Origin of the sequence: Halalkalibacter nanhaiisediminis, assembly GCF_007830185.1 — a bacterium.
In the GTDB taxonomy this organism is placed as follows: Bacteria; Bacillota; Bacilli; order Bacillales; family Bacillaceae_D; genus Halalkalibacter; species Halalkalibacter nanhaiisediminis.
In genome coordinates this window covers 60,378-80,888 of sequence record NZ_VLKZ01000003.1, presented here as the reverse complement: position 1 = coordinate 80,888, position 20,511 = coordinate 60,378, and the positions used below count along the sequence as shown (strand labels likewise).

Annotated in this window: 22 protein-coding genes; 4 read left to right on the top strand and 18 right to left on the bottom strand. The window is 39.9% G+C overall.

Annotated elements, in window-relative coordinates; translation table 11 throughout:
* Nucleotides 1-54 precede the first annotated feature (54 nt).
* Genes IQ10_RS05655 through IQ10_RS05645 form a run of 3 tightly spaced genes read right to left on the bottom strand, consistent with a single transcriptional unit; the run spans nt 55 to nt 1,754 of the window.
* Complete coding sequence (locus tag IQ10_RS05655; RefSeq protein WP_144449520.1) at nt 55-1,014, bottom strand: ROK family glucokinase; 960 nt, start codon at nt 1,012-1,014, stop codon at nt 55-57.
* A gap of 13 nt (nt 1,015-1,027) precedes the next feature.
* Entirely contained in the window at nt 1,028-1,213 is a 186-nt protein-coding gene (locus IQ10_RS05650; protein ID WP_367613660.1) for a YqgQ family protein, read from the bottom strand.
* Between the two features lie 28 nt (nt 1,214-1,241).
* A complete protein-coding gene (locus IQ10_RS05645) occupies nt 1,242-1,754 on the bottom strand; it encodes a hypothetical protein (protein WP_144449518.1) in 513 nt (170 codons plus the stop codon).
* A 134-nt stretch (nt 1,755-1,888) separates the two neighbouring features.
* Between IQ10_RS05645 and IQ10_RS05640 the strand changes: the two genes are divergently transcribed.
* Complete coding sequence (locus IQ10_RS05640; RefSeq protein ID WP_144449517.1) at nt 1,889-2,290, top strand: YueI family protein; 402 nt, start codon at nt 1,889-1,891, stop codon at nt 2,288-2,290.
* A gap of 47 nt (nt 2,291-2,337) precedes the next feature.
* Here the strand turns inward: IQ10_RS05640 and IQ10_RS05635 are convergent, their stop codons facing one another.
* The gene (locus IQ10_RS05635) at nt 2,338-3,801 is read right to left on the bottom strand and encodes a spore germination protein (protein ID WP_144449516.1); all 1,464 of its coding nucleotides are present in this window, start codon (nt 3,799-3,801) and stop codon (nt 2,338-2,340) included.
* Nucleotides 3,802-3,924: 123 nt separating this feature from the next.
* Between IQ10_RS05635 and IQ10_RS05630 the strand changes: the two genes are divergently transcribed.
* Nucleotides 3,925-4,806, top strand: coding sequence for a hypothetical protein (locus IQ10_RS05630; RefSeq protein WP_144449515.1), 882 nt, complete (start codon nt 3,925-3,927; stop codon nt 4,804-4,806).
* Here IQ10_RS05630 and IQ10_RS05625 read toward each other — a convergent pair.
* The 10 genes from IQ10_RS05625 to IQ10_RS05580 all read right to left on the bottom strand — a co-directional run bounded on the left by IQ10_RS05625 (nt 4,803) and on the right by IQ10_RS05580 (nt 16,056).
* Nucleotides 4,803-6,329, bottom strand: a complete 1,527-nt coding sequence (locus IQ10_RS05625) for a rhomboid family intramembrane serine protease (protein WP_144449514.1) — start codon at nt 6,327-6,329, stop codon at nt 4,803-4,805. The two genes, IQ10_RS05630 and IQ10_RS05625, sit on opposite strands and share 4 nt — an antisense overlap.
* Before the next feature lie 225 nt (nt 6,330-6,554).
* The gene (gene yqgO, locus IQ10_RS05620) at nt 6,555-6,755 is read right to left on the bottom strand and encodes a protein YqgO (protein ID WP_144449513.1); all 201 of its coding nucleotides are present in this window, start codon (nt 6,753-6,755) and stop codon (nt 6,555-6,557) included.
* Between the two features lie 103 nt (nt 6,756-6,858).
* Entirely contained in the window at nt 6,859-7,878 is a 1,020-nt protein-coding gene (locus tag IQ10_RS05615; protein ID WP_144449512.1) for a ThiF family adenylyltransferase, read from the bottom strand.
* 11 nt (nt 7,879-7,889) lie between these two features.
* Complete coding sequence (locus IQ10_RS05610) at nt 7,890-8,684, bottom strand: DUF92 domain-containing protein (RefSeq protein WP_144449511.1); 795 nt, start codon at nt 8,682-8,684, stop codon at nt 7,890-7,892.
* Nucleotides 8,681-9,241: a 5-formyltetrahydrofolate cyclo-ligase gene (locus tag IQ10_RS05605; protein WP_158639991.1), complete on the bottom strand. Its 561-nt coding sequence runs from the start codon at nt 9,239-9,241 to the stop codon at nt 8,681-8,683. The genes IQ10_RS05610 and IQ10_RS05605 overlap by 4 nt, the downstream gene beginning before the upstream one ends.
* 74 nt (nt 9,242-9,315) lie before the next feature.
* The gene (rpmG, locus tag IQ10_RS05600; protein ID WP_034624960.1) at nt 9,316-9,465 is read right to left on the bottom strand and encodes a 50S ribosomal protein L33; all 150 of its coding nucleotides are present in this window, start codon (nt 9,463-9,465) and stop codon (nt 9,316-9,318) included.
* Between the two features lie 79 nt (nt 9,466-9,544).
* Complete coding sequence (locus IQ10_RS05595; RefSeq protein ID WP_144449509.1) at nt 9,545-10,219, bottom strand: hypothetical protein; 675 nt, start codon at nt 10,217-10,219, stop codon at nt 9,545-9,547.
* A complete protein-coding gene (locus IQ10_RS05590) occupies nt 10,182-12,602 on the bottom strand; it encodes a sugar phosphate nucleotidyltransferase (protein ID WP_144449508.1) in 2,421 nt (806 codons plus the stop codon). Before IQ10_RS05590 ends, IQ10_RS05595 begins: the two co-directional genes overlap by 38 nt.
* Before the next feature lie 16 nt (nt 12,603-12,618).
* Nucleotides 12,619-15,405: a 1,4-alpha-glucan branching protein domain-containing protein gene (locus IQ10_RS05585; protein WP_242009765.1), complete on the bottom strand. Its 2,787-nt coding sequence runs from the start codon at nt 15,403-15,405 to the stop codon at nt 12,619-12,621.
* Nucleotides 15,406-15,414: 9 nt separating this feature from the next.
* Complete coding sequence (locus IQ10_RS05580) at nt 15,415-16,056, bottom strand: DUF4912 domain-containing protein (protein ID WP_242009783.1); 642 nt, start codon at nt 16,054-16,056, stop codon at nt 15,415-15,417.
* A gap of 405 nt (nt 16,057-16,461) precedes the next feature.
* On the opposite strand from IQ10_RS05580, the gene IQ10_RS05575 reads away from it, so the two are divergent.
* Nucleotides 16,462-16,836 (top strand): hypothetical protein, encoded by a 375-nt coding sequence (locus tag IQ10_RS05575; RefSeq protein WP_144449506.1) that lies wholly within the window; start codon nt 16,462-16,464, stop codon nt 16,834-16,836.
* The gene (locus IQ10_RS05570; RefSeq protein ID WP_144449505.1) at nt 16,836-17,309 is read left to right on the top strand and encodes an endolytic transglycosylase MltG; all 474 of its coding nucleotides are present in this window, start codon (nt 16,836-16,838) and stop codon (nt 17,307-17,309) included. The genes IQ10_RS05575 and IQ10_RS05570 overlap by 1 nt, the downstream gene beginning before the upstream one ends.
* Nucleotides 17,310-17,888: 579 nt before the next feature.
* On the opposite strand, the gene IQ10_RS05565 is transcribed toward IQ10_RS05570, so the two are convergent.
* The 4 genes from IQ10_RS05565 to IQ10_RS05550 form a co-directional block, all read right to left on the bottom strand.
* On the bottom strand, nt 17,889-18,239 hold the full coding sequence (locus tag IQ10_RS05565; RefSeq protein ID WP_144449504.1) for a DUF2200 domain-containing protein: 351 nt from the start codon (nt 18,237-18,239) through the stop codon (nt 17,889-17,891).
* Nucleotides 18,240-18,548: 309 nt separating this feature from the next.
* The gene (locus IQ10_RS05560; protein ID WP_144449503.1) at nt 18,549-19,082 is read right to left on the bottom strand and encodes a dihydrofolate reductase family protein; all 534 of its coding nucleotides are present in this window, start codon (nt 19,080-19,082) and stop codon (nt 18,549-18,551) included.
* A gap of 179 nt (nt 19,083-19,261) precedes the next feature.
* Entirely contained in the window at nt 19,262-19,906 is a 645-nt protein-coding gene (locus tag IQ10_RS05555) for a hypothetical protein (RefSeq protein ID WP_144449502.1), read from the bottom strand.
* A gap of 102 nt (nt 19,907-20,008) precedes the next feature.
* Nucleotides 20,009-20,467, bottom strand: a complete 459-nt coding sequence (locus IQ10_RS05550; protein WP_144449501.1) for a 2-thiouracil desulfurase family protein — start codon at nt 20,465-20,467, stop codon at nt 20,009-20,011.
* Nucleotides 20,468-20,511 lie beyond the last annotated feature (44 nt).

Below are 20,511 nucleotides of genomic sequence, written 5' to 3'. Positions count from 1 at the left end.
TTGTCCTCTTTCTATCTTATGTAGATCAATTAAAAAATGTGCACAAGCGTCGCATTATCCTTGCTTTGCCAGCCAAGCCCCACCAATTACACCCGCATCATTACCAAGTGTGGCGATACGGAAATCCGCACCTTCAGCAACACGCTCAAGCGCAAAGCGTTTAAATTGCTTCTCTAATTTATTTAATAGAGCATCACCAGCTTTTGATACTCCACCACCGATCACAATTTTTTCTGGATTAAGCGCATTGGCAAGGTTGGCTAGTGCAAGCCCTAAATGAAAACATACTTCGTCTAATACTTCATTCGCTAATGAATCACCAGTTGCTGCTGCATCAAAAACATCCTTAGACGTTATCGCACCAGCTTCATCAAAAATTGCTTGTAGCTTGCTTGTCGGAGTCTTCTCCAACCCTTCTGTTGCAATTCGAGCAATTCCAGTCGCTGAGGCAATCGTCTCAAGACAGCCTGTTTTTCCACAATTACAAGGAGCACCGCCTTCCGCAATGGAGGTAATGTGTCCAATCTCTCCAGCCATTCCATTTACACCATGGAGAATTTGACCGTTTGCGACGATGCCACCACCGACCCCTGTTCCAAGTGTGACACAAAGAAGGTTCTTAGCCCCGTCCCCTGCTCCGCGCCACATTTCGCCAAGTGCAGCGATATTAGCATCATTGTCGACTGTAACAGGTAGACCCGACTCCATTTCAAGACGATCTTTTAACGGAAAATCTCTCCAGCCAATATTCACAGCATGGTAAATAAAGCCTGTTTTCATTTCGATAAAACCTGGAGCTCCCATTCCAATGGCCGCGAGCTTGGATTTTCCCTGCCCTAATTCTTCGCATTTTTCATCTATCGCACGGGCAATATCCGTTGTAATATGCTTTCCAGCATCACTTGTATTCGTCGGAATTTCCCATTTCGTTACAATTTCACCATATGAATTAACAAAAGCCATTTTAATTGTTGTACCACCTATATCAACACCAACAAACCACTTCTCTGACATGATTTTGCACCCTCTATTCCTTCACTAATCTGATCTCATTACGTAAGATGAGCAGTCCTTGTTGAAATTCATTCTTTTCAATCATTTTCCATTCGTAGAGCTCACGCAGCTCATCCTCCATGAGGGAGAGATCTAACGCTCGATCACCAGTATAGATAATCGTCCCATGCTTTTTAAGCAGCTGCATAACGTCATACATTGTCTTCACCTTGCTCACCTCACCCCCATTATAACAGCTTAAGTACCGTTACGAAAAGAAGCCAAATGAGTGGTGTGAAGGCAATATACGAATGTCTCCAAAGAATTTGACATATTTGTTGCTGAATAAACAATCCAACTAAAAGAGCAACGATAAACACGAAAGTTGCTGTAATCGTAAAAAACGTTCTAAAACCAAGCAATCCCCACTCTAAGCCCATTAAGAAAAATAAGATAGAAAGCATCGTAACTAATATCCGATCTTCAGGATGAAAAAAGCCAAGAGTCGGATGAAAACGAGTGACCGTTGCAATCATAAAAAGAAGAGCTAAAATTGCTAAAACAAATTCAAGGATGATGAGACTGATCCAACCTGACAAAAACATTCCGACAATCATGCCAATGTAGCACATGATCAAAAAAAATAAAGCAAATAAAAGAAAATGAATGGGTCGCACAGGCTCTCTCGGCGCTGCAAGTAAGCCTCCTATCGTCACGCCAACTGCAAACACAAATAAAAAAATAATCAATAACATGAACATGAAAAAAACCCCTTCCTCTCTTCTATGAAGGTGTATGTGATTCCATATGCTATGATATGTATGATCTAAATAAATAAGAAGGACAAGAAATGAAAATAATGAAACAAGACCCTAGAAAGAAATGAGGATATATAATGGCACAAAAAATGAAAGAGATTATTGATGCGGCCCTTTACGGTGCCCCAGAGATCAAACCAGAGGAGAGAAGTCTTTTTTTATCAACGATATTAGAAAGAATTCACCTTGCCCTTACCAAAAAACAAGTTATTCAAAAAGGAATGTATCCCGAAGTACTCTCCCTTATGAAAACGAAAGAAAACGCCCACCTATATATAAATGGTGACCTTAGTTATCAGAATTACTCTAACTATATTCAGGAGGCAAATAAACAGGGTATTCGTTTTACCATCGTCACTCCAACGAAACCAACACCCTTTGGATTGATCGTTGCAAATCAATCACAGGCGATTGACGCCACCAATATTTTTATAGAGGATGAACTATATCAGCTAGACATGGAAGAAAACGAAAAATAAGAAAACGTGTCAAACGGGAAAATAACTCTTCCTTTTGACACGTTTTTTTAACGATCTGGATCATTTGGATGGATCAAGGCTGGTCGACGATTTTTCAGTGGCATGGGTGCACGTAGAATCACATCTCTAAATGCGCGACTATTAAATGGCAAAAACGGCCACATATATGGCGTATTCAAAACGTGAAGATGAACAAGCATTAAAAACCATACAGTCGTGCCGATGACCAGTCCACCTAAGCCAAAGATCGCAACCAAAATGAGAAGGGCAACTCGAATCAAACGATTAGCTAAACTCATTTCATAGCTAGGCGTTGCAAACGTCCCAACAACAGCAACAGCTAAGTAGAGAACGACCTCTGGTGAAAAGAGACCAACATTGATTGCCACTTCACCAATTAATAAGGCGGATACAAGACCAAGAGCAGTTGCAAGGGCATTTGGTGTATGAATCGCTGCCATTCTCAGCATTTCAATTCCAATCTCAGCAGCTAGGAACTGGACAAAAAGCGGTATACTCCCTTCTTTCTCAGCCCCAATGAATGAAAGCACCTCAGGAACAAACTGTTCATTTGATGCGAGAAAATACCAAAGTGGCAATAAAAAAAGAGAAACCCAAACAGCAACAAACCGTACAAGACGAAGGCTAGCTCCGACGACTGGTTTTTGCCTGTATTCTTCAGCGTGCTGTAGGTGATGCCAAAACGTGGTCGGCGCAATCATCACACTCGGTGATCCATCAACGAGTATCAAAATATGGCCTTCAAATAAATGAGTTGCAGCAACATCAGGTCGTTCCGTATAACGCACCATTGGATAAGGATTATAGTGATGGCCAAAGACGTACTCTTCAACCGTCTTATCAGCCATCGGCAATCCATCTGTGTCAATCTTCTCAAGCGCTTTTTTAATCTTTTTAACATATTCTTGATCAGCAATATCAGCAATATACGAAAGAGCTAGATCAGATTTCGAACGTCTCCCCACACTAACATATTCGACTCTCATCGTTCGATCGCGAACACGTCGCCTAATTAAGGCTGTATTCATTACTAAAGTCTCAACAAAACCATCCTTAGAGCCGCGTATGACTTGCTCCGTATCTGGCTCCTCTGGTCCGCGAACGGGGTATTCACGTGTATCAAGAAGAATGATTTGCTCTAATCCCTCGACCACTAGTGCAGCAGGACCAGAGAGCACTTGATCAATGACCTCATCTAAATCAGTACTCGTCGAAAGTTCGACATAGGGAATTTGATTCTTCATTAACTTATCTAACGGACGTTCTTCTAGCTCAGATGCAGTCAGTCTACTTAACTCACGTTGAATTTGAGTCAGGGCTACATCCTTCGCAAAGCCATCCACCATAAACAATGCCATATCTCTTTCACCGTGTTCAAGCTCCAAATAAATAAGATCAAAGCTCGCATCAACGGCTAACTCTTTCTTTAAGAACTCTATATTTTCAGTATAATCCTTGGAAACTGGATGGATTACCGCTTCTTTACTCATGCCTTCGCCTCCATTCTCCCTCATTATTTGCAGCAGCTACTGATTCCATGCATAAAGACAATCATATGATAGCGAAATAATGCATATACATGAGGCAAATGTTTGTCCACCGGAGGGATTGTCATGAAAACATGGAAACTTGCATTCGCGATGCTTATCACATCCTTTTGTGTTGGGCTTTTTCTTGTGATACAGATCAAACCAGAACCTTTACGTGACGCTTTAATCTTCTTTCCTATTGACCCAACTGCCTCATTTTTAGAAGCAACTTCTCAAATCGAATTTCAAAAAATAGAAAATGAGGAGGATCAATATATTTTAGACTGGACTGTTACATCTGTTTTAAACCAACCAGCCTACCTTAGACAAGATATCTCGCTATTATATAAGGATGGTTATTTAAAAGATATTCAATCTGTTTGGCGTGAAAATACCGACACGATTTGGCTCGAGAAAGATGTCAAATCAGATGATAGTGGTCATTATAAAGTGGTTTCATTTCATCATGCTGAAATTCATTACGAAAATGATGAGATAAAAAGTGCACAAGCTCTAAGCTCTGATGCGTTATATGTCATTGATTCTCCTCTCAAACCATTGCACGCTTTTCACAAACCCAAAACAGAAGAAGAAAAAGAAAGTAAACGCATTTTAGATTTGATCCTTAATCAACAGCAACAATATGACTGGGAGGATCTATTAGCGTATTATCATCTCTCAAAGGAACACTATAGCCTTGTCCCACTTACTGACTTAACACTTTATCAAAAACAGCCACTTCCACATCTAAATGAAGAACAGACCGCCAGATTTCTCGGCGGCCTTTGGGAAGGGATATACAAAAACTATGTCTTAGGTATTCAAAAGCTAGATGGTACAATAATTACTCCTATTGGTAGTACGGTTCCCTTGATCCTCGTGCCTAAATCAGCTGATCATTTTTTTATTCTTTTTCGAACAGCTGATGGGCAACCAGTTCAACTCATGCAGACACTTAACCCTTAATTAGCGCTTATTCTCTCTTTTAAATCAAGATACAATTCTTCATCTTGTTGAAGCATAATGGCACGTTCAACCGAAGCAAGAGCTTCCTCAGGTTGGTCTAATTCAAGGTAGACAAGCGCTAAATTATAATGGGCTTCATGAAAATCCTCTCGTCTGTCAATCGTTTCTAGTAGCAGTTCCTTTGCCGTCTCATAGTTCGCAAACGTCGCTTCAGCATATGCAAGTAAGAAAGTTGCTTCAGGCATGTCCGCCCCGTCCTCTACAGCTCGTTGCAAAAATGGATAAGCCTTCTCTACTTCCTCCTGCTGTAAATACTCCTGCCCAATTTGCAAGGAAAGAAGCGCTGAAGGGGTTTTCTGATCATTGTTGATTCCGTACCATACGAGAATAGCAATCGTTAAGATCGTCACTAAAAAAGTTGTAAACTGCTTGTAAGATTTTTTTTGGCTCGGTAACTGCACAACAGCAGCAGCAAAGAAACCACCAACTAAACCACCAATGTGAGCCCCGTTATCAACCATTGGTACGACCAACCCAAAAAGCAGATTAAGTGCCAAAATCATCAGTACACTTTTCCCCATCGTTCTAAAGAATAGCTTTTTATGAATGGTACCAAAATAGAGCAAGGCTCCAAAGCATCCAAAAATAGCCCCAGATGCACCAGCAGCTACTTGTTCATTAAAAGCAAAGCTTGCAACAGAGCCGAAGATACCAGCGATAAAATAAATGAACAAGAATCGACCTGTGCCATACATTCGTTCAACAGCACTGCCTAGATAAAATAACGCCAGAGAATTCATTATCAAATGGAGAAAGCCAATATGTAAAAACATCGCGGAAACAAAGCGCCACCACTCCCCTTCAATAATGAGTGGATTATATTTTGCTCCGTATTCTATAAGGGTCAAGATGGAAGTACTTCCTCCGTTATTTTCAAGCACAAGAAACATCGCTGCAATCATTAACAAAAACACATAGGTTAAAATCGGTTTCCCATATAAGAATAAGGAACGTTCTTGTTTTTCTTTTTGTTTGGTGATTTTCAAAATAGCTTGTTTTAGTTGAGCAATGGCTAATTCTAGCTCTTCAACAGACTCCTTATCTTGTACAACTGGTAATAATAATGGTCGAGAGTGCCTTTCTTCTATTTGTCCATGTCTAACCACAAGTGATGGATAGACAGTAGTCTTTTTATTTTTCGCGTCATCATACGGCTTCTGTATTTCTTCCCATGAATCAACAGGTGGGTACAAGCTAACATATATATTTTCACCAACAATTTGACTTAGGCGCAGCTGTCGCCTCACAAGTTCAAACTGTTTAACAGCACTCTCCACATCACGTCTTAACCAATTTGCCCAATCAATGTCTACTCGCACAACGCGCAAAATTCGCCTAGGCTTCGCTTCATCATCTTCTAACCAAACTTCATTTCTTTTTTGATCAAGTATTCGATATCCTTTATTTTCCACGTAGTGATAAATGATTCTATAGAAGTAATAATCATGCTGTAAAGAATCCATGTATAGTGTCCCCTCCCTTCAACTAGTATTTGTCTCATTATAGCAAGGATTGTGGAAACTAGAACAAGAAAGACGCTTTTCTCATGAGATTCTTTTTTACATCATGCAATATGCGCTTCACATAGAAAAGGGCCTGTCTTCTTTTAGAAAGCAAGCTACAGTTAATCCACATTGGATGACAAGCAGTTGCTTTCTTTTGACCTGACAGACCTTTTTATAAGCTCGTTATATATGTTGTGGTCGATTATTCTGTAAGACTGAGCCAAGTACTTTATCACGTATAAACGGTATTTGCATCGCCAGACTGACAGCGAGCTTACGAAGCCAACGCTTGCCTAAAAAAGCATTAGCTAAGCGATAACGGTACTTGTATGCGAAATAAAAAGACACGACAAAGGATACAATTGATACGAGACGTGTGATCACAGCTATCCCTCCTTTCTCTTACTTTGTGTGGCAATGACTGATTTTATCCAATAAGAAAAGGGTCACTCAATCGAAACTTGAGCAACCCTCTTAGGAATTAGCATTAATCGCCAATATATTTACTGTAAATCGATCTAGCTCTTGTCATATCTTCTGTCCCTTGGATGAGAATTCGCCCGTCTGGGAACAAAACAAGACGCTCGCCTTCCTTCAATTGGACGCGTAACAAAAATGGCGTTTTTGTTACATCAGCAACTCTTTCCAGTCGATTCGCCCATACACTTAAATCGATTCGTTCACGCCGCTGAATTTGCACCGTTTCACGACCACATAATGTCGTTAGCTGATTTCCTTCCTCTTGCAGGGCAGGATACTCTTTTTGTTGACATGTTGGACAATTCGCTTTAGGGCTTTTCATCTTTAAATCAAACTGATGGTTGCCCCATACATCAAAGCTACGTAGAGTTCCTCTTAATGCTTGCTCAGACCCGACTAAATATTTCAATCCCTCAACGACTTGGTAAGAAGCAACAATGTCAACAACCGGACTAATGACTCCAACTGTGTCACATGTCTGACCACTACCCTCGCCGTGATGAATAAAACAGCGCAAGCAAGGTGTCTTTCCCGGAATAAAGAGCGCCGTCATCCCACGAGCGCTCACAGCCCCTCCATAAGCAAATGGAATTCCCTTTTTATAACACATATCATTTAGCAGAAAACGCGTCTGGAAGTTATCTGTTCCATCGAACACAAGATCAACGTCCGTCATTAATTCTGGAAGCGTATCGACAGTGACATCTGCTACAATGCCCTCAACAATGACATCCGAATTAATCGCTTTTAGCTTCCGCTCAGCTGCTACCGCTTTCGGTAAACTCTCTTTAACATCATTTTCATCAAAAAGCATTTGTCTTTGTAAATTGCTCATCTCAACATAATCACGATCAACGATTCTAATATGACCAACACCTGCTCGTACGAGATGATTAGCAAGCACTGTACCGAGTGCTCCAACTCCCACAATCAGGACGACTTTTTCACCGAGATTTTGCTGACCAGCCTCCCCAATAGGCTTGAACCTCATTTGTCTGGAATAGCGTTCTGTAGCACGTACGTCCATGATCATCCTCCTTATAACAACAGCCAACCGGCTCCGATTCCACCTATAGCTCCAACTATTGTACAGCCTATATTAACCATATCATTATTGATCCATTTCACGCCATACGTCCGCTCAGTTAGCTCGTCACAATGAATTTTCCGCTCTGTTTCTAAACCACAAACAGGACAGCGATAGACGACTTGGCAAAGAGCACCAAGCAATGTATCAAAAAGATTGCCGATAAAGCCAGCGACAATGAGCGCCATTAAAAGCAAGTGACTATTATAATGACTTCCCCACCAAAAGAAAATCGCGAAGACGACAATAATAAAACTTCCTGCAAAAGCAGCTGCTGATCCTAGTGCTGTTATCGCTCCTGATGTACCTGGTGGAACTTGCCTCCATTTCAGCAAATGAAAGGGTTGATTTTTACTAAAAGCACCGATCTCAGATGCCCATGTATCGGCATTTGCAGCTGCTAAACTCGCCACAAAACCACATATAATTAACGGAGACGGAAACAGCAAATAGAAGACAGAGAGAATTGCAGCCACTCCACCATTAGCCATCACTTGCATCGCATCCCGACGGTCGCCTTTCTCGGTGATCTCTTCTATTTCTTTTATTTGCTTTCTTTTTAATGCACTAAAGATATTAGAACTAAAAAAGAAAAGTGCGAGTAGTAGCAGTCCAAATAGCTGAAAGCCAATCGTAATGGAACTGCCAACAACGGCGGCCGCTATCGCACCAGATAAGGTGAGCTTTTTTGTAACGAATGCATAGACCGAGAATATTAGAACGCCAACTAAAAGGAAAATGATCATCGAACAAACCCTGTTGGACATATAATATCATCCACTTTTTGATCATGCTCCTCAGTAGGGACTAAAGGAACCAACTGGCAAGAAAATGCTAGCGCAATGGTTTTCACCTTTACTTTAGGTAAAAATCGATCATAGAATCCGCCACCAAATCCGAGGCGTCCACCATCTTTATCAAAAGCAAGCCCCGGAACAATGATTAAGTCTAGCTCATCAAACGGTACAATAGGGCAAATATTTGGTACTGGCTCCCTTAGCCCGTAATCTCCTTCTTCTAATTCAGCAAAATTCTTTATTTCATAAAAGGTCATTGTTTTCTCTATAAAATCAGCACGTGGAACAGCAACACGTTTCCCCTGCTCCCAAGCTAGTTGTATAATTTGATTCGTATTCACTTCTCGCCCTCTTGAAATCGTTAAAGCAACAACATTCGATGCTTTCCAATCAGAGGACGCTATTAGATGGTCGGCAATTTGCTGTGAAGCTTGTCTGTATTGTTCATCTGTCAGCGAGTCCAACGCTTCTTTTACTTGATTTCGGATATAACGTTTTGAGTTCACAACGCTCACTCCCTCTTCAGCCTGAAAAATACCAGTAAAAAAAGAAAAAAGAAGCAGCGGAAAAATCCAGCTGCTTACTTTGTTTCGCGGTGAAGCGTATGACGCTTCAATCTTGGGCTGTATTTCTTAAATTCAATACGCTCAGGATTTGTGCGCTTATTTTTTGTTGTGATATAGTTACGATCGCCTGTCTCAGTGCAAGCAAGAGTTACTTGTACACGCATTCGCTATCCCTCCAAACTATGCTTACTTCATACTTGAATATGATAGCAAATCTTTAACACATGATCAAGTCTTTTTTCTTTACAGCATTTGGTTTGTCCTTTGCATTAGCTGATCTGCTTTCAATTGTTTGTTATGAAGGGCTAATACAGATTCCTCTGTCCGTCCATAAATTTCCCAAATTTGTCCATGGGATTCTTTTTGAGATTCGATGATTAGCTTTGTTGAAATCATGCACTCTTGCTCATTTTGACAAAGTGGTGAGAGCGCCAAAGTACCTGTTTCTTCATCAAAAATGTCCTCTCTCTTTCCAACAGCTAATTGAGTCTCTTCCTCACGATGAAATTTAGCTGCCAGCAACGACAACCCTCCGTGATGATAGTGTAGAATAGCTTGATTAGCAGGAGTAACAAAGTGAACAGTTGGCTCAGTTTTGCACAGCAGCTGTTGATGTACGATAAAACGTAGCTCCCTTTGTTGCTCTGATTGATTTTTGAGAATAAAGGTATAAGTAGATTGCTGTTCTTCATTGTCATACTCTTGTAGTAGTGTGACGTGTAATTGCCACTCGCTGTGATAAGCAATTAAGATAGGAACATTTGACTTCGTACTATATAAGGGAGAGACACGCCACTGTTCACTGCACAGCCAAGAAAACTGGCCATCCATCCATATTGCAAATCGATTTATCGAATGAGATTGTCTTTTGATGAAGCAATTAAGATGTGTGTCGCTTAATACTGTTAATTTGTTCAATATATTCACCTGCCAGCTGTTTTGCACCGTTTCCATCTCGCGCTTGGGCATATACGGTGAATGTCGGTTGTACTTGATCGGGCACAATGAATGTCCAGCCTCCCTCTTGATGTCGTACCTTCATTCCGTCATTAAGCTCGACTTGTTTCCCTTTCAATAATTCCATTAATTTCCTCATGACAAGTCCCTTTAGTTCTGTTTTACATTGAACTTCTTCTTTATAAATGGCTTCATCAGGTAGCTTCTCAATTAAAGCCGAGAGCGAATAAGCATGGGTCGTCAAATAATCCAACATATGAACGATCGCAAATGGGGCGTCATATGTCATCATTTGGACCGTACCCTCTGTCTCCATCATTGATCTTGTTGAAGCCTTTGTTCTCACTAAGGTCGCGTCATAACCAACGGCTACTTCTTCAAGTGCATTTCCGCCATAAAGTGGAATGGCTAGCTTTGTGCGCAATTTTTTATCAAGTTGCATTTGAATAGTAGATAAAAGTTGTTCTTCCTCTGTTACAAGATGCCCTTTTTCCGTCATCCAGCTTACAAATTCGCCACTATCACCAATCATGATACCGAGATCCATTTGAGCCTCGATCAAGTATGATTTCAACTTATCGATATCGACTTGATGAGGAATACGTCTCACTTCACACCCTAGACTTTGCAAAAGTAATGGAAGATAAGATAACTGTCCTTTTGTCTCATCATGCAGAGCGACCTTCCACTTTCTTTCTTTTATTAAGTCAACGTTTACTTGAGCAAGTAACAAAGAAGTATATTCTTCTTCCAAATCTGTTCTAAGCGAATAGTTGCCAACATAATCAAAAGCTACACGACGATAAGATTGAAATGACAATGTTTGTTCAATCTCTCGTTGGGTACCCGATGTGATTGGTAAACCTTTTTCATCAAAAAATTCAACAATCATTTGCTTTTCTTGATTCCGATCTGACAAGCGTAAATAAATCCCACCTTGACACTCTTCCAACTCAATACTGTAACGCAAAATCGGCAGCATTGTTTCACCAATTTCAACGACATGGACCCCTGTTGCTTGCAGACTCTGCACAAGTGACATCCGCATTAATTTTGAGAAAGCATGGCGATCACTGGCAACATATACTGTCGAGCCTTGGTCGAGGATACTGCCATAAGCAGCACCAAGTTTAGCAGCTTGCTCTGGATTCATTTCTACATTGGCAATGCCAGTAGCACGGTGTCCTTTTAATACTGGCTGAGCTTGACTCGAATCATTCCAAACGATTGATTGATAAATCGTTGTATCAGCTTCAATGTTTTTATGTGGCCACACTTTAATATTCGGTTGAATCGTTGCTTCTTCACCAACAATTGTATGATGACCAATGACGACATCTTCGTAGAGCTCAGCCTTTGCTCCGACTGTTACATTTTGACACAGCGTTGCCCCACGCAATTCACTATCATCCCCAATATAAGCGCCGTTCCATAATACGGAGCGTTTAAGAGAAGCCCGGTGTGATATGGTCGTTGATGAACCAATCACGGTTTGTGGCCCAACATAGGCACCCGCACGAACAATTGAATTCGAGCCAATCGCAAGTGGTCCTTCTATTCTTGCCCCTTCTTCGATAATAACGTTATCACCAAGCCATACCCCTGGCTCTACTTCGATTCCTTCAATTGTTGCTTCTAATTCACGATTTAATAAATCAAAATGAGCTTGACGATATTGTTTGAGGTTGCCAATATCTGACCAGTATCCTGATGCAGCATAACCATACAGTCCAGCTTTTTTCTCTAGTAATGTTGGAAATACATCCTTACTAAAGTCCGTAACGGTATTTTCTTTAATATATTTAAAAATACTCGGTTCCATAATATAGATTCCAGTATTAACAGTGTCGCTAAAAACCTCACTCCAGTTTGGCTTTTCTAGGAAACGGATAATTTCCTGTTGGTCGTCTGTCATGATAACTCCAAATTCAAGTGGGTTGTCGACTTGTTTCATGAAGATTGTCACAAGTCCATCTTTTTGCTGATGGAAATCAACTCCTGCTTGCAAGTCGAAATCTGTTAACGCATCACCACTGACAACAATGAAGGGTTCGTCTAAAAATGCTTCTGCTTGCTTAACACTTCCAGCCGTTCCGAGTGGCGTTGTTTCCTCGAAATAAGTCAAATTCACACCAAAACTCGATCCATCACCAAAATAATCTCTAATAGTATCAGGCAAATATTGAACTGTCACAGCGATATCTGTAATGCCATGCTTCTTTAACAGCTCTATACTATACTGCATAACGGGCTTTTCAATTAATGGGACCATCGGCTTTGGTACGTTGCATGTTAATGGGCGTAATCTTGTTCCTTTTCCTCCTGCCATAATGACACCTTTCATCAAATCGGCCTCCTCGTTAAATGGTTAATTGCAGCTCATTTTGATAACATTTATCTATTTCTACTTCTGTTTGTTTAGCAATCGTGCTCCAATCAAATTTCGATTTCACATCCTCAAGACCTTTCGAAGCAAGTCTTTCTCTTTCGATTGGATGAGTGCAGGCATACATGACCTGTGTGAAAAGACTCCATTCATCACCAGGAATGATTTTTAGTCCATTTTCCTCATGTTGAATAATCCCAGCTAAACCACCAGTATCCGATACGATCGTTACTTTTCCAGCAGCCATTCCTTCTAAAGCGACAATCCCGAAAGGCTCATAATAACTTGGGAATATGGTTGCATCACAACGACTAAACCAATCATTACGATCCTTATCACTAATAAACCCTAGAAATGTCACATAAGCTTGTAACTGTCTTTCTTCAACTTGCCTTCGGTATGAATCTAGCATTGGGCCTTTCCCTGCAATCACAAATCGAACTTTGGCATCACGCTCCTTTAATATCGCACAAGCATCGATCAACGTTTGATACCCTTTTTCTTTTACCATTCGACCAACGGAAAAGACCGTAAAGACGTCATTCTCTGGGTGCGTTGGAATGGTTTCCTTTGGTTGAATTAAGGTTAAATCCACACCATTTGGAATCACTGCTAGCTTGTTCTCTGGCAAAGAAAAAATCGATTGTACTTCGTTTTTCATATAATCGCTGCAGACAATTACCTTGTCTGCTTCATACGTTAATTCCCATTCCTTTTGATTAATTTCATACTGCAAATCATTATGAATGCCTTCATTTCGCCCATGCTCTGTCGCATGAATCGTCGCAATGAGTGGCACAGAAAGCGCATGCTTTAGAGCCTTCGCAGCAACACTCACAAGCCAATCATGTGCATGAATCACATCAAATGACTGTTTACGAGTCAATTGCACGCCATGTTTTGTCATAGCCAAATTCAAGCTTCCAACCCAATCAAAAAAGTTTGGAGCACTTGGCTGCAAGCCTTGCACGCGGTGAACATGTACGCCTTGATTGATTTCATAATTTGGATATCCTTCCACATGGGAGGTGATGACATGGACTTCATGCCCGTCTTGTACAAGTGCCCTTGATAAATCAAAGACATGACGAGCCAACCCGCCCACAATCATTGGGGGGAATTCCCAACTTAACATTAAAATCGATCTCTTCGTTTTTGATACAGAAGGAATCGTTTTTGATTGAACATAAGAATCATGAGCTGAGAAAAATAGTTGCTCATTGATGTCTTCTAAAAACGGGTAACTTTGCTCTAACTCCGTTATCCATTCCTCTTGAATCGTTTTTCTCTCAAGCTTTGCCTTAATATCATCGAATCGGCTAAGGTGAGTAGCAAATCGTTCTTCTGCATACTGAACAGCACTACCACCATCAATAATAAATGCCCAATCACTACTAATCGCGAGCATCCATTCCCGAACCATTTGCTTTATAGCTCTTCTTTCAAGTTCTGTCGGCTTTGCAAAAAGAGCTACTGTTGCTGCGAGATCAAGCTCCATTCTGTGATGGTGACGATACAACCATTGATTTGATTCATTCACCCATACATGGCCATAGCCAGCACGCCCCCACGTCGTAAACGAGACATGGGCTGTGTCAAAGTCTTGATAATGACGATCGACATAACTCTCTGGCGTAATAAAGGAAATGCGTCCTTGACCTTTCTTTAGCACCTGTCCAATCCATTCAGGACCTTCAAACCACCAGTGACCAAAGAGCTCTGCATCAAATGGTGTCACCATAAGATACGGTGGATAACATTGATTACCATGCTGCATGACTTCTTGCTCAATCGCATAAATATAATCATCAGCATGTCCCAAGACTTTTCCTTCTGCCCACTCCCTAACGTAGCAATCCTTCTCTTCTACTTGCCCCGTAATTCGCTTATGCTTAATACCCGTATCGATTCGAATACCTTCGTGATGAATATATGGAAGGATGTAGCTTTCTTCACGCTCATAAGCAATATCACGATAAAACTCACGGTAATCAACATCACCTGGGTACCCTAGAGTAGAACTCCAAACTTTACTAGAAAGATCCGTATGTCTTGGAAAGAGAATCAGTCCATGTGGAGAATAAATCGGTGCACCGCTTTTTTTCGACGGTATTGGATCAGCATGAAGCAAAGCATGCTCATCAACAAAGGTATAAACGATTCCTTCTTCAACGAGAATTCGGTCAATACCTGGAGCAAAAGCACACTCCGGCAGCCAGAATCCTTTTGGTTTAGTACCGAAGTGCCGTTCGAAACATTGGATCGCCTCAACAACCTGTGAGCGTATACCTGCTTTTGTTTTTACAAAAGGAAGAAAAGCATGAGTAGCCGCACTTGTCATGCAACGAATGATTCCTTTTTCATACAGATCCCGAAAACCCTTTAGAATATTTTTATCCCATTTCAAATAATAATTCTTAATCTTCTGAAAACGTTGTCGATAAAAGGAGATCAGCTTTTCTTCTTTATGATCTCCTTTTGCACGTGCTTCTTCTTTTATTAGCAATTCCTCAGTTTTGAGTAAGTGAGTATGGTACCTTCTTTGTATAACTGGATCTGCTAACATTTCCATGACTGGTGGTGAAAATGAAATGGTTACAGCATCACTAACATCCGCCTCTTCTAACTCCCAAAGTAACGGAAGATAAGATTCAGTCATTGCTTCAAAAAGCCAACGCTCTTCCAATCTTCCCTCTTCCTCGTGACGAACATAAGGAAGATGTGCATGTAATACTAGCGAATAATAACCCTCCTTCAACATTCATCCCTCCTATTTGATCGTTTCATAATATGAATACGTACTAAAATGCTCAAGCCATTCTGGTTCACTCGCCGTTCCTTCTTTCCATTCATGAACCGCATGAACATGCAAGCCTTTTACCGCATCATCCGAACGTGGTGTATCAATGGCATTAGAACGTACCAATGTTAGAAATGAACCTTGCCTTGTCCAAATTCCCACATCAACAATATACGTACGATTCGGTTCTAGCCCGTTAATCATCCAGTTATTCGTCATTTCTGGTATGCCAATATCTACGTATTGGTGGGCATTATGTCCGTTGAATTGTAGCATCGTACAATCATAAACTCTTAAATGCTTAGGTAGCTCATGCCAAGAGATTCTGCACTGATGCTCAACCATCTGCCTTAGTGCCGCACTTAATTCCCAATATGCATAAATAACGGTTGGGCTTTGCGGAAGCACTGTTACCTCATCTCTTTCATAACTTGATGGTACCTCTTGAATGAGACGTATAGGCATAGCTTCTTGTTTAGTGCTCACTTCTTCTTGGTATTTCTGGTATCGGTATTGTACTTTCCCGACCGTTGTTTTTAGTTCTTTAGCTATTTTGCGAAATGAGTATCCCTTTTCACGCAGAGCCAGAATTTCTTCAATCAAGCCTTTCACCTCCAAAAGGACAATCAATCATCTTATGTCCAACTCACTGATATCATGCCACCTTTTTTCTGTTAGGTTCATCTTACATTCCCTTCTCAATAGTAACAAGAAGGCGTTTTTGTCTTAATTTGTCAGGGGGTTGCCGCCTATATCATCCGACGATCAAAAAAATCGTTCATCTTTTTTCGACATCTATTACTGTCGCTCTAATACCGTCGAATCAAGTCGATATAAAGGAAAATAACTCGATGATTCGTATGCAAATTTTCAAATGTCGATTACCTTACTTACATTTGTCAGCATTGTCGAATAATATGAGCCTGATTTTGAGGCTTGTATAAAGATTTCATTTCGTTTATGTATGTGCACATGTATAATATGTGTGGGAATTAAATATGGAAAGAAGGGTTTAACATGCTAGATCTCGCTATTTTAATCTTATTTTCTATTGCCATCCTCCTTTTCGTACTCTCCTTTTTTCGAAAAGACCGGACTGCCGACATTGAAAAGCAACTAGAAAACATCTCGATTAGGTACATGCAAGAAATGTATCAATTAAAAAAGAAAATTCGCTTGTTGGAGGAAGAATTGCTTATTAATCATCAATCATCAGCCTTTTTAAAGCAATCGAAATCAAGTTCTAAACAACAGCTTTTAAAAGAAATTGTTGAGCGCTATGAACAAGGGGACGACATTGAAGAAATTGCCGAAGCGACTGAACTAACGATTGATGAAGTCCAAGGACTGCTGCTTCCTTATCTTCAAGCTGAAAAAGAGGAGGGGCGCTGATGAGCTCTAAAGGCTTACAAAGCTTTTCTAGTGGCTTATTCTTAGCTACAGCAATATTAGGTGGTATTTATTACTTCGCTCATGAGCCAGAGCAAGTCGTTTCTCAACCAGTAAGTAATATAGATCTCACTCCAGCCGAAATGAAGCAAGAGCTTGAAGAGGTAGGGTATATTGTGTTTTCAGAAGAAGAATGGGTGCAAGAACAAGAACGCTCTTCTCAAAAAGAAAGTGATTCAGCAGAGTCTGATTCAGAAGTGAATGAGCAAATTATTTATACAATGAACCTCATAATTTCCTCAGGAATGACAAGTAACGAGGTCGCTAATCAGCTCGTTCGTGGCCAAATCATTGAAGATCGTGCTGTTTTTCTCGATTATGTTCACGCTAATCAATTAACTCAATCACTCCAGGTCGGTGAATATCAACTTAGAAGTGATATGACGATTGAAGACATTCTTGATCAACTGACTTAAAAAAAGCGAAAGCGCCTCGGTCAGCGAGCTGAAAGAGCTGGAAGTCAGTCAATGAGTTGCCAGCTTTTAGGCAACCATTTACTGGCTGAAGCAACCTCGAGCGGCTAGGCTGCTTGCGCTAGACATCCAGAAAAGCGAAAGAGCCTCGGTCAGCCGCGACAAGTGCTGGAAGCCTGTCAATGTGTTGCCAGCTTTTAGGCAACCATTTACTGGCTGAAGCAACCTCGAGCGGCTAGGCTGCTTGCGCTAGACATCTGTTCGTCATCGAAATTTATGCCTTCTTATCTTTTTAAAAGGCTGTTTTCGTATAGACTGTTGCTATTTGATTACAGCCTCAAGAATGGACCATCTCTGCCGTGTTTTTTACCACTTGATGTCAATATGTTTACCAATAGAAGAACGTCAACGATTTTAAGGAAAAAGCCTAATCCTTATCTTTATAGTGAATTAGGCTTTGGTCTTCCTCAATCAGCCAAATTGTGGTAGATCAATTTCTATTGAATAGTATATATGCTGCGCAGCAAATGACTTTGTTTTGCTAGTTGTCCTTCTTAAACATAAGCCCCGGAATTTTAACTATTATTTACGCAAAATCTTCTCCATCGCTTTTCCCTTTGCTAACTCATCGATCAACTTATCCAAATAGCGAACTTCCTGCATAGTTGGTTCTTCAATGTCTTCCACTCTAACACCGCAGACCACACCTTTGATCAATTTCCGTGAAGGATTCAGTTGGGGAGCTTCCACAAAGAAGGTCTCAAAGTCTGTCTTTTTTTCCAGTTGTGCTTCTAACTCTTCCTGGCTATACCCAGTCAACCAACGGATGATTTCATCGACTTCTGTTTTCGTACGTCCTTTTTTCTCCGCCTTCGTAACATAATGGGGATAGACACTTGCGACACTCATTGTATAGATCCTGTGTTTGGTCATGATACATCCTTCCTTTCTGTCTGTTCAGTTATGAAATTTTTTGAGGTTTCCTGCCATTCAGTGAATGAGCGATTGTCTTGTTGAACAATCGCTCCCGTTACTTTAAGTATATCTTTTCACATACTTAACCTATGCAACGGTTTTTAATCCTTTAGCGGAATGAGAATCCGCTTTGTTGATCCAGCGAATTCATTTTCAGCTAATTGCATTTAATGCCTCGTTTCGTATGATTGCTAAACTGCCTAGATCGCATAAGAAGCAACTGATCTTATTGAACACTCGCATCTTTTAGTTGAAGTGTATTTGTGTTCATTTTTTTACTTTGTAATGTAATTCAACAAATTGATTAAAGGTTCTTGTACCTTTTAGAGAGAGGTCTAGCTGATAATCGCCTATTTTAAATAAAGGAATTCCCTCCCCGATGATAGTTGGTGCAACTGTCAATATCAGCTCATCGACTAATTTTTCTTTTAAAAACGTATGTAATAAGTCTCCACCACCAACTATCCAAATATTTTTTCCTTCTTCTTTTTTTAAGTTATGAGTAAAGTTAACAATGTCTTCATTTACAAATTTAACATCGTTCGTATCGTCTAATTGTGACCTAGAAAAAACGTAACAATCTTTATTTTGATATGGGAATTGACCTTTTTCGTGTTTCATTATCCAATCATATGTTCTTTTGCCAATTAAGATTGTGTCTATCGTTTCAAAAAATTCCGAATAGCCGTTATCCCCTTCACCCTCAACCTTAAATAACCAATCTAAAGAGTCTCCTTTTGTTGCAATATATCCATCCAAGCTTTGAGCAATAAACAATACTATCTTCCGTTGGTTCTTCATAATACGCCTCCTATTTACAATCCATATAAGAATATACGTTCCTAATATTTTAACAAAGATGCTACTTTTATTGAACTAACCTGCCCTTTATTTCAACTATCGGGTGCGAATACTTTGTTCAGCATTCGCACCCGTTCGTAATATAAGATTAGCCAGATTTTTCTGGTTGACCTTTTATCTCAAGATTGAGTCTTTACTATTTCATCAATAACTTCCATTCTATATTTATTACTAATTTCTTGATTATCCTTTAGCTCATACTCTTCTTCCAGTAACGGATATAACTTCTCACCGATTGCCCATCTTTCATAATGATGTCTATCAAAGCGGTAAAAAAATTCATCAATACTGTACCCTAATGCATCTGCAAGATAAAAAAGTATTTCAAGCTCTTCTTTTTGTTCAGAAGAAATTTGTTCTTCTTTTATAGGGTTTAAAGTCATTTCTATAATTTCCTGTAATCTTTCTTCGTCTAACTCAACCCCATATCTTTCAAAAGTTAAATCTTGCCACGTTCGTTCATATAACATTCTCAATTGACTATCTTCATACACTTCTTCTTTAGTTTTTATTTCTTTACCAGCAGAAATAAAAATTAAAAAAGAACGAACAAACCAATCTTTTTCTTCACCTTGGAGACCTAATGAAGCAGCTTCATTTATCGCCTCATCAATATCTCCTTTTTCTACCTCAAAATCACCAGCTAATTGAGTAATATCAATCAACTTTTCCCTTAATTCCTTTTGCTCAGAAGTATCAGAGTTATTATTACAGGCACTTAATAATAAAATTGAAATTAACAATAGTAGTCCTTTTTTTATCAAAGTTTCATCCTCCTTATCTTGTGTTAAACTGTCCATTAGTAGAATAACAAAAGAGCTACATCAGCAACTTTGTTAAATTCTAGCCACCCGTTAGTGACGTAACTAAAAGTTATTTTCAGCTAATTGTTCTTCTGATATTACTTGAAATCCGTTTCTTTTCAGTAATGCGGAGGTTACTCCATTTCCAACTATTTTTTCACCTTTAAAATGACCATTGTAAATCATTGAACTACCACAAGATGGGCTACTTTCCTTGAGAACAACTGTTGTAGCATTCATTTTTAATGCTTTTTCTAACGTAGCATAAGCGCCTTTAATATAAAGTTCGGTTACATCCTTACCTGACTTTTCAACAACTTTAGCTTTTCCATCCAGCACATCTTCTCCTTCTCCACCTACTATTTCAGCAGGTTCTCTCGGCGTAGAAAATCCACCAAGCAATTCGGGGCATATAGTTACCGCTTTATTTTCTTCTACTAATTTACTTATCTTATTATTTAAACGATGTGTACCGTTGTACCTTACTTCTAACCCTGCTAAACAAGAACTCACTAATATCATAAACTACTCCTCCACATACTTTATCTTTTAATAATACAACGCTT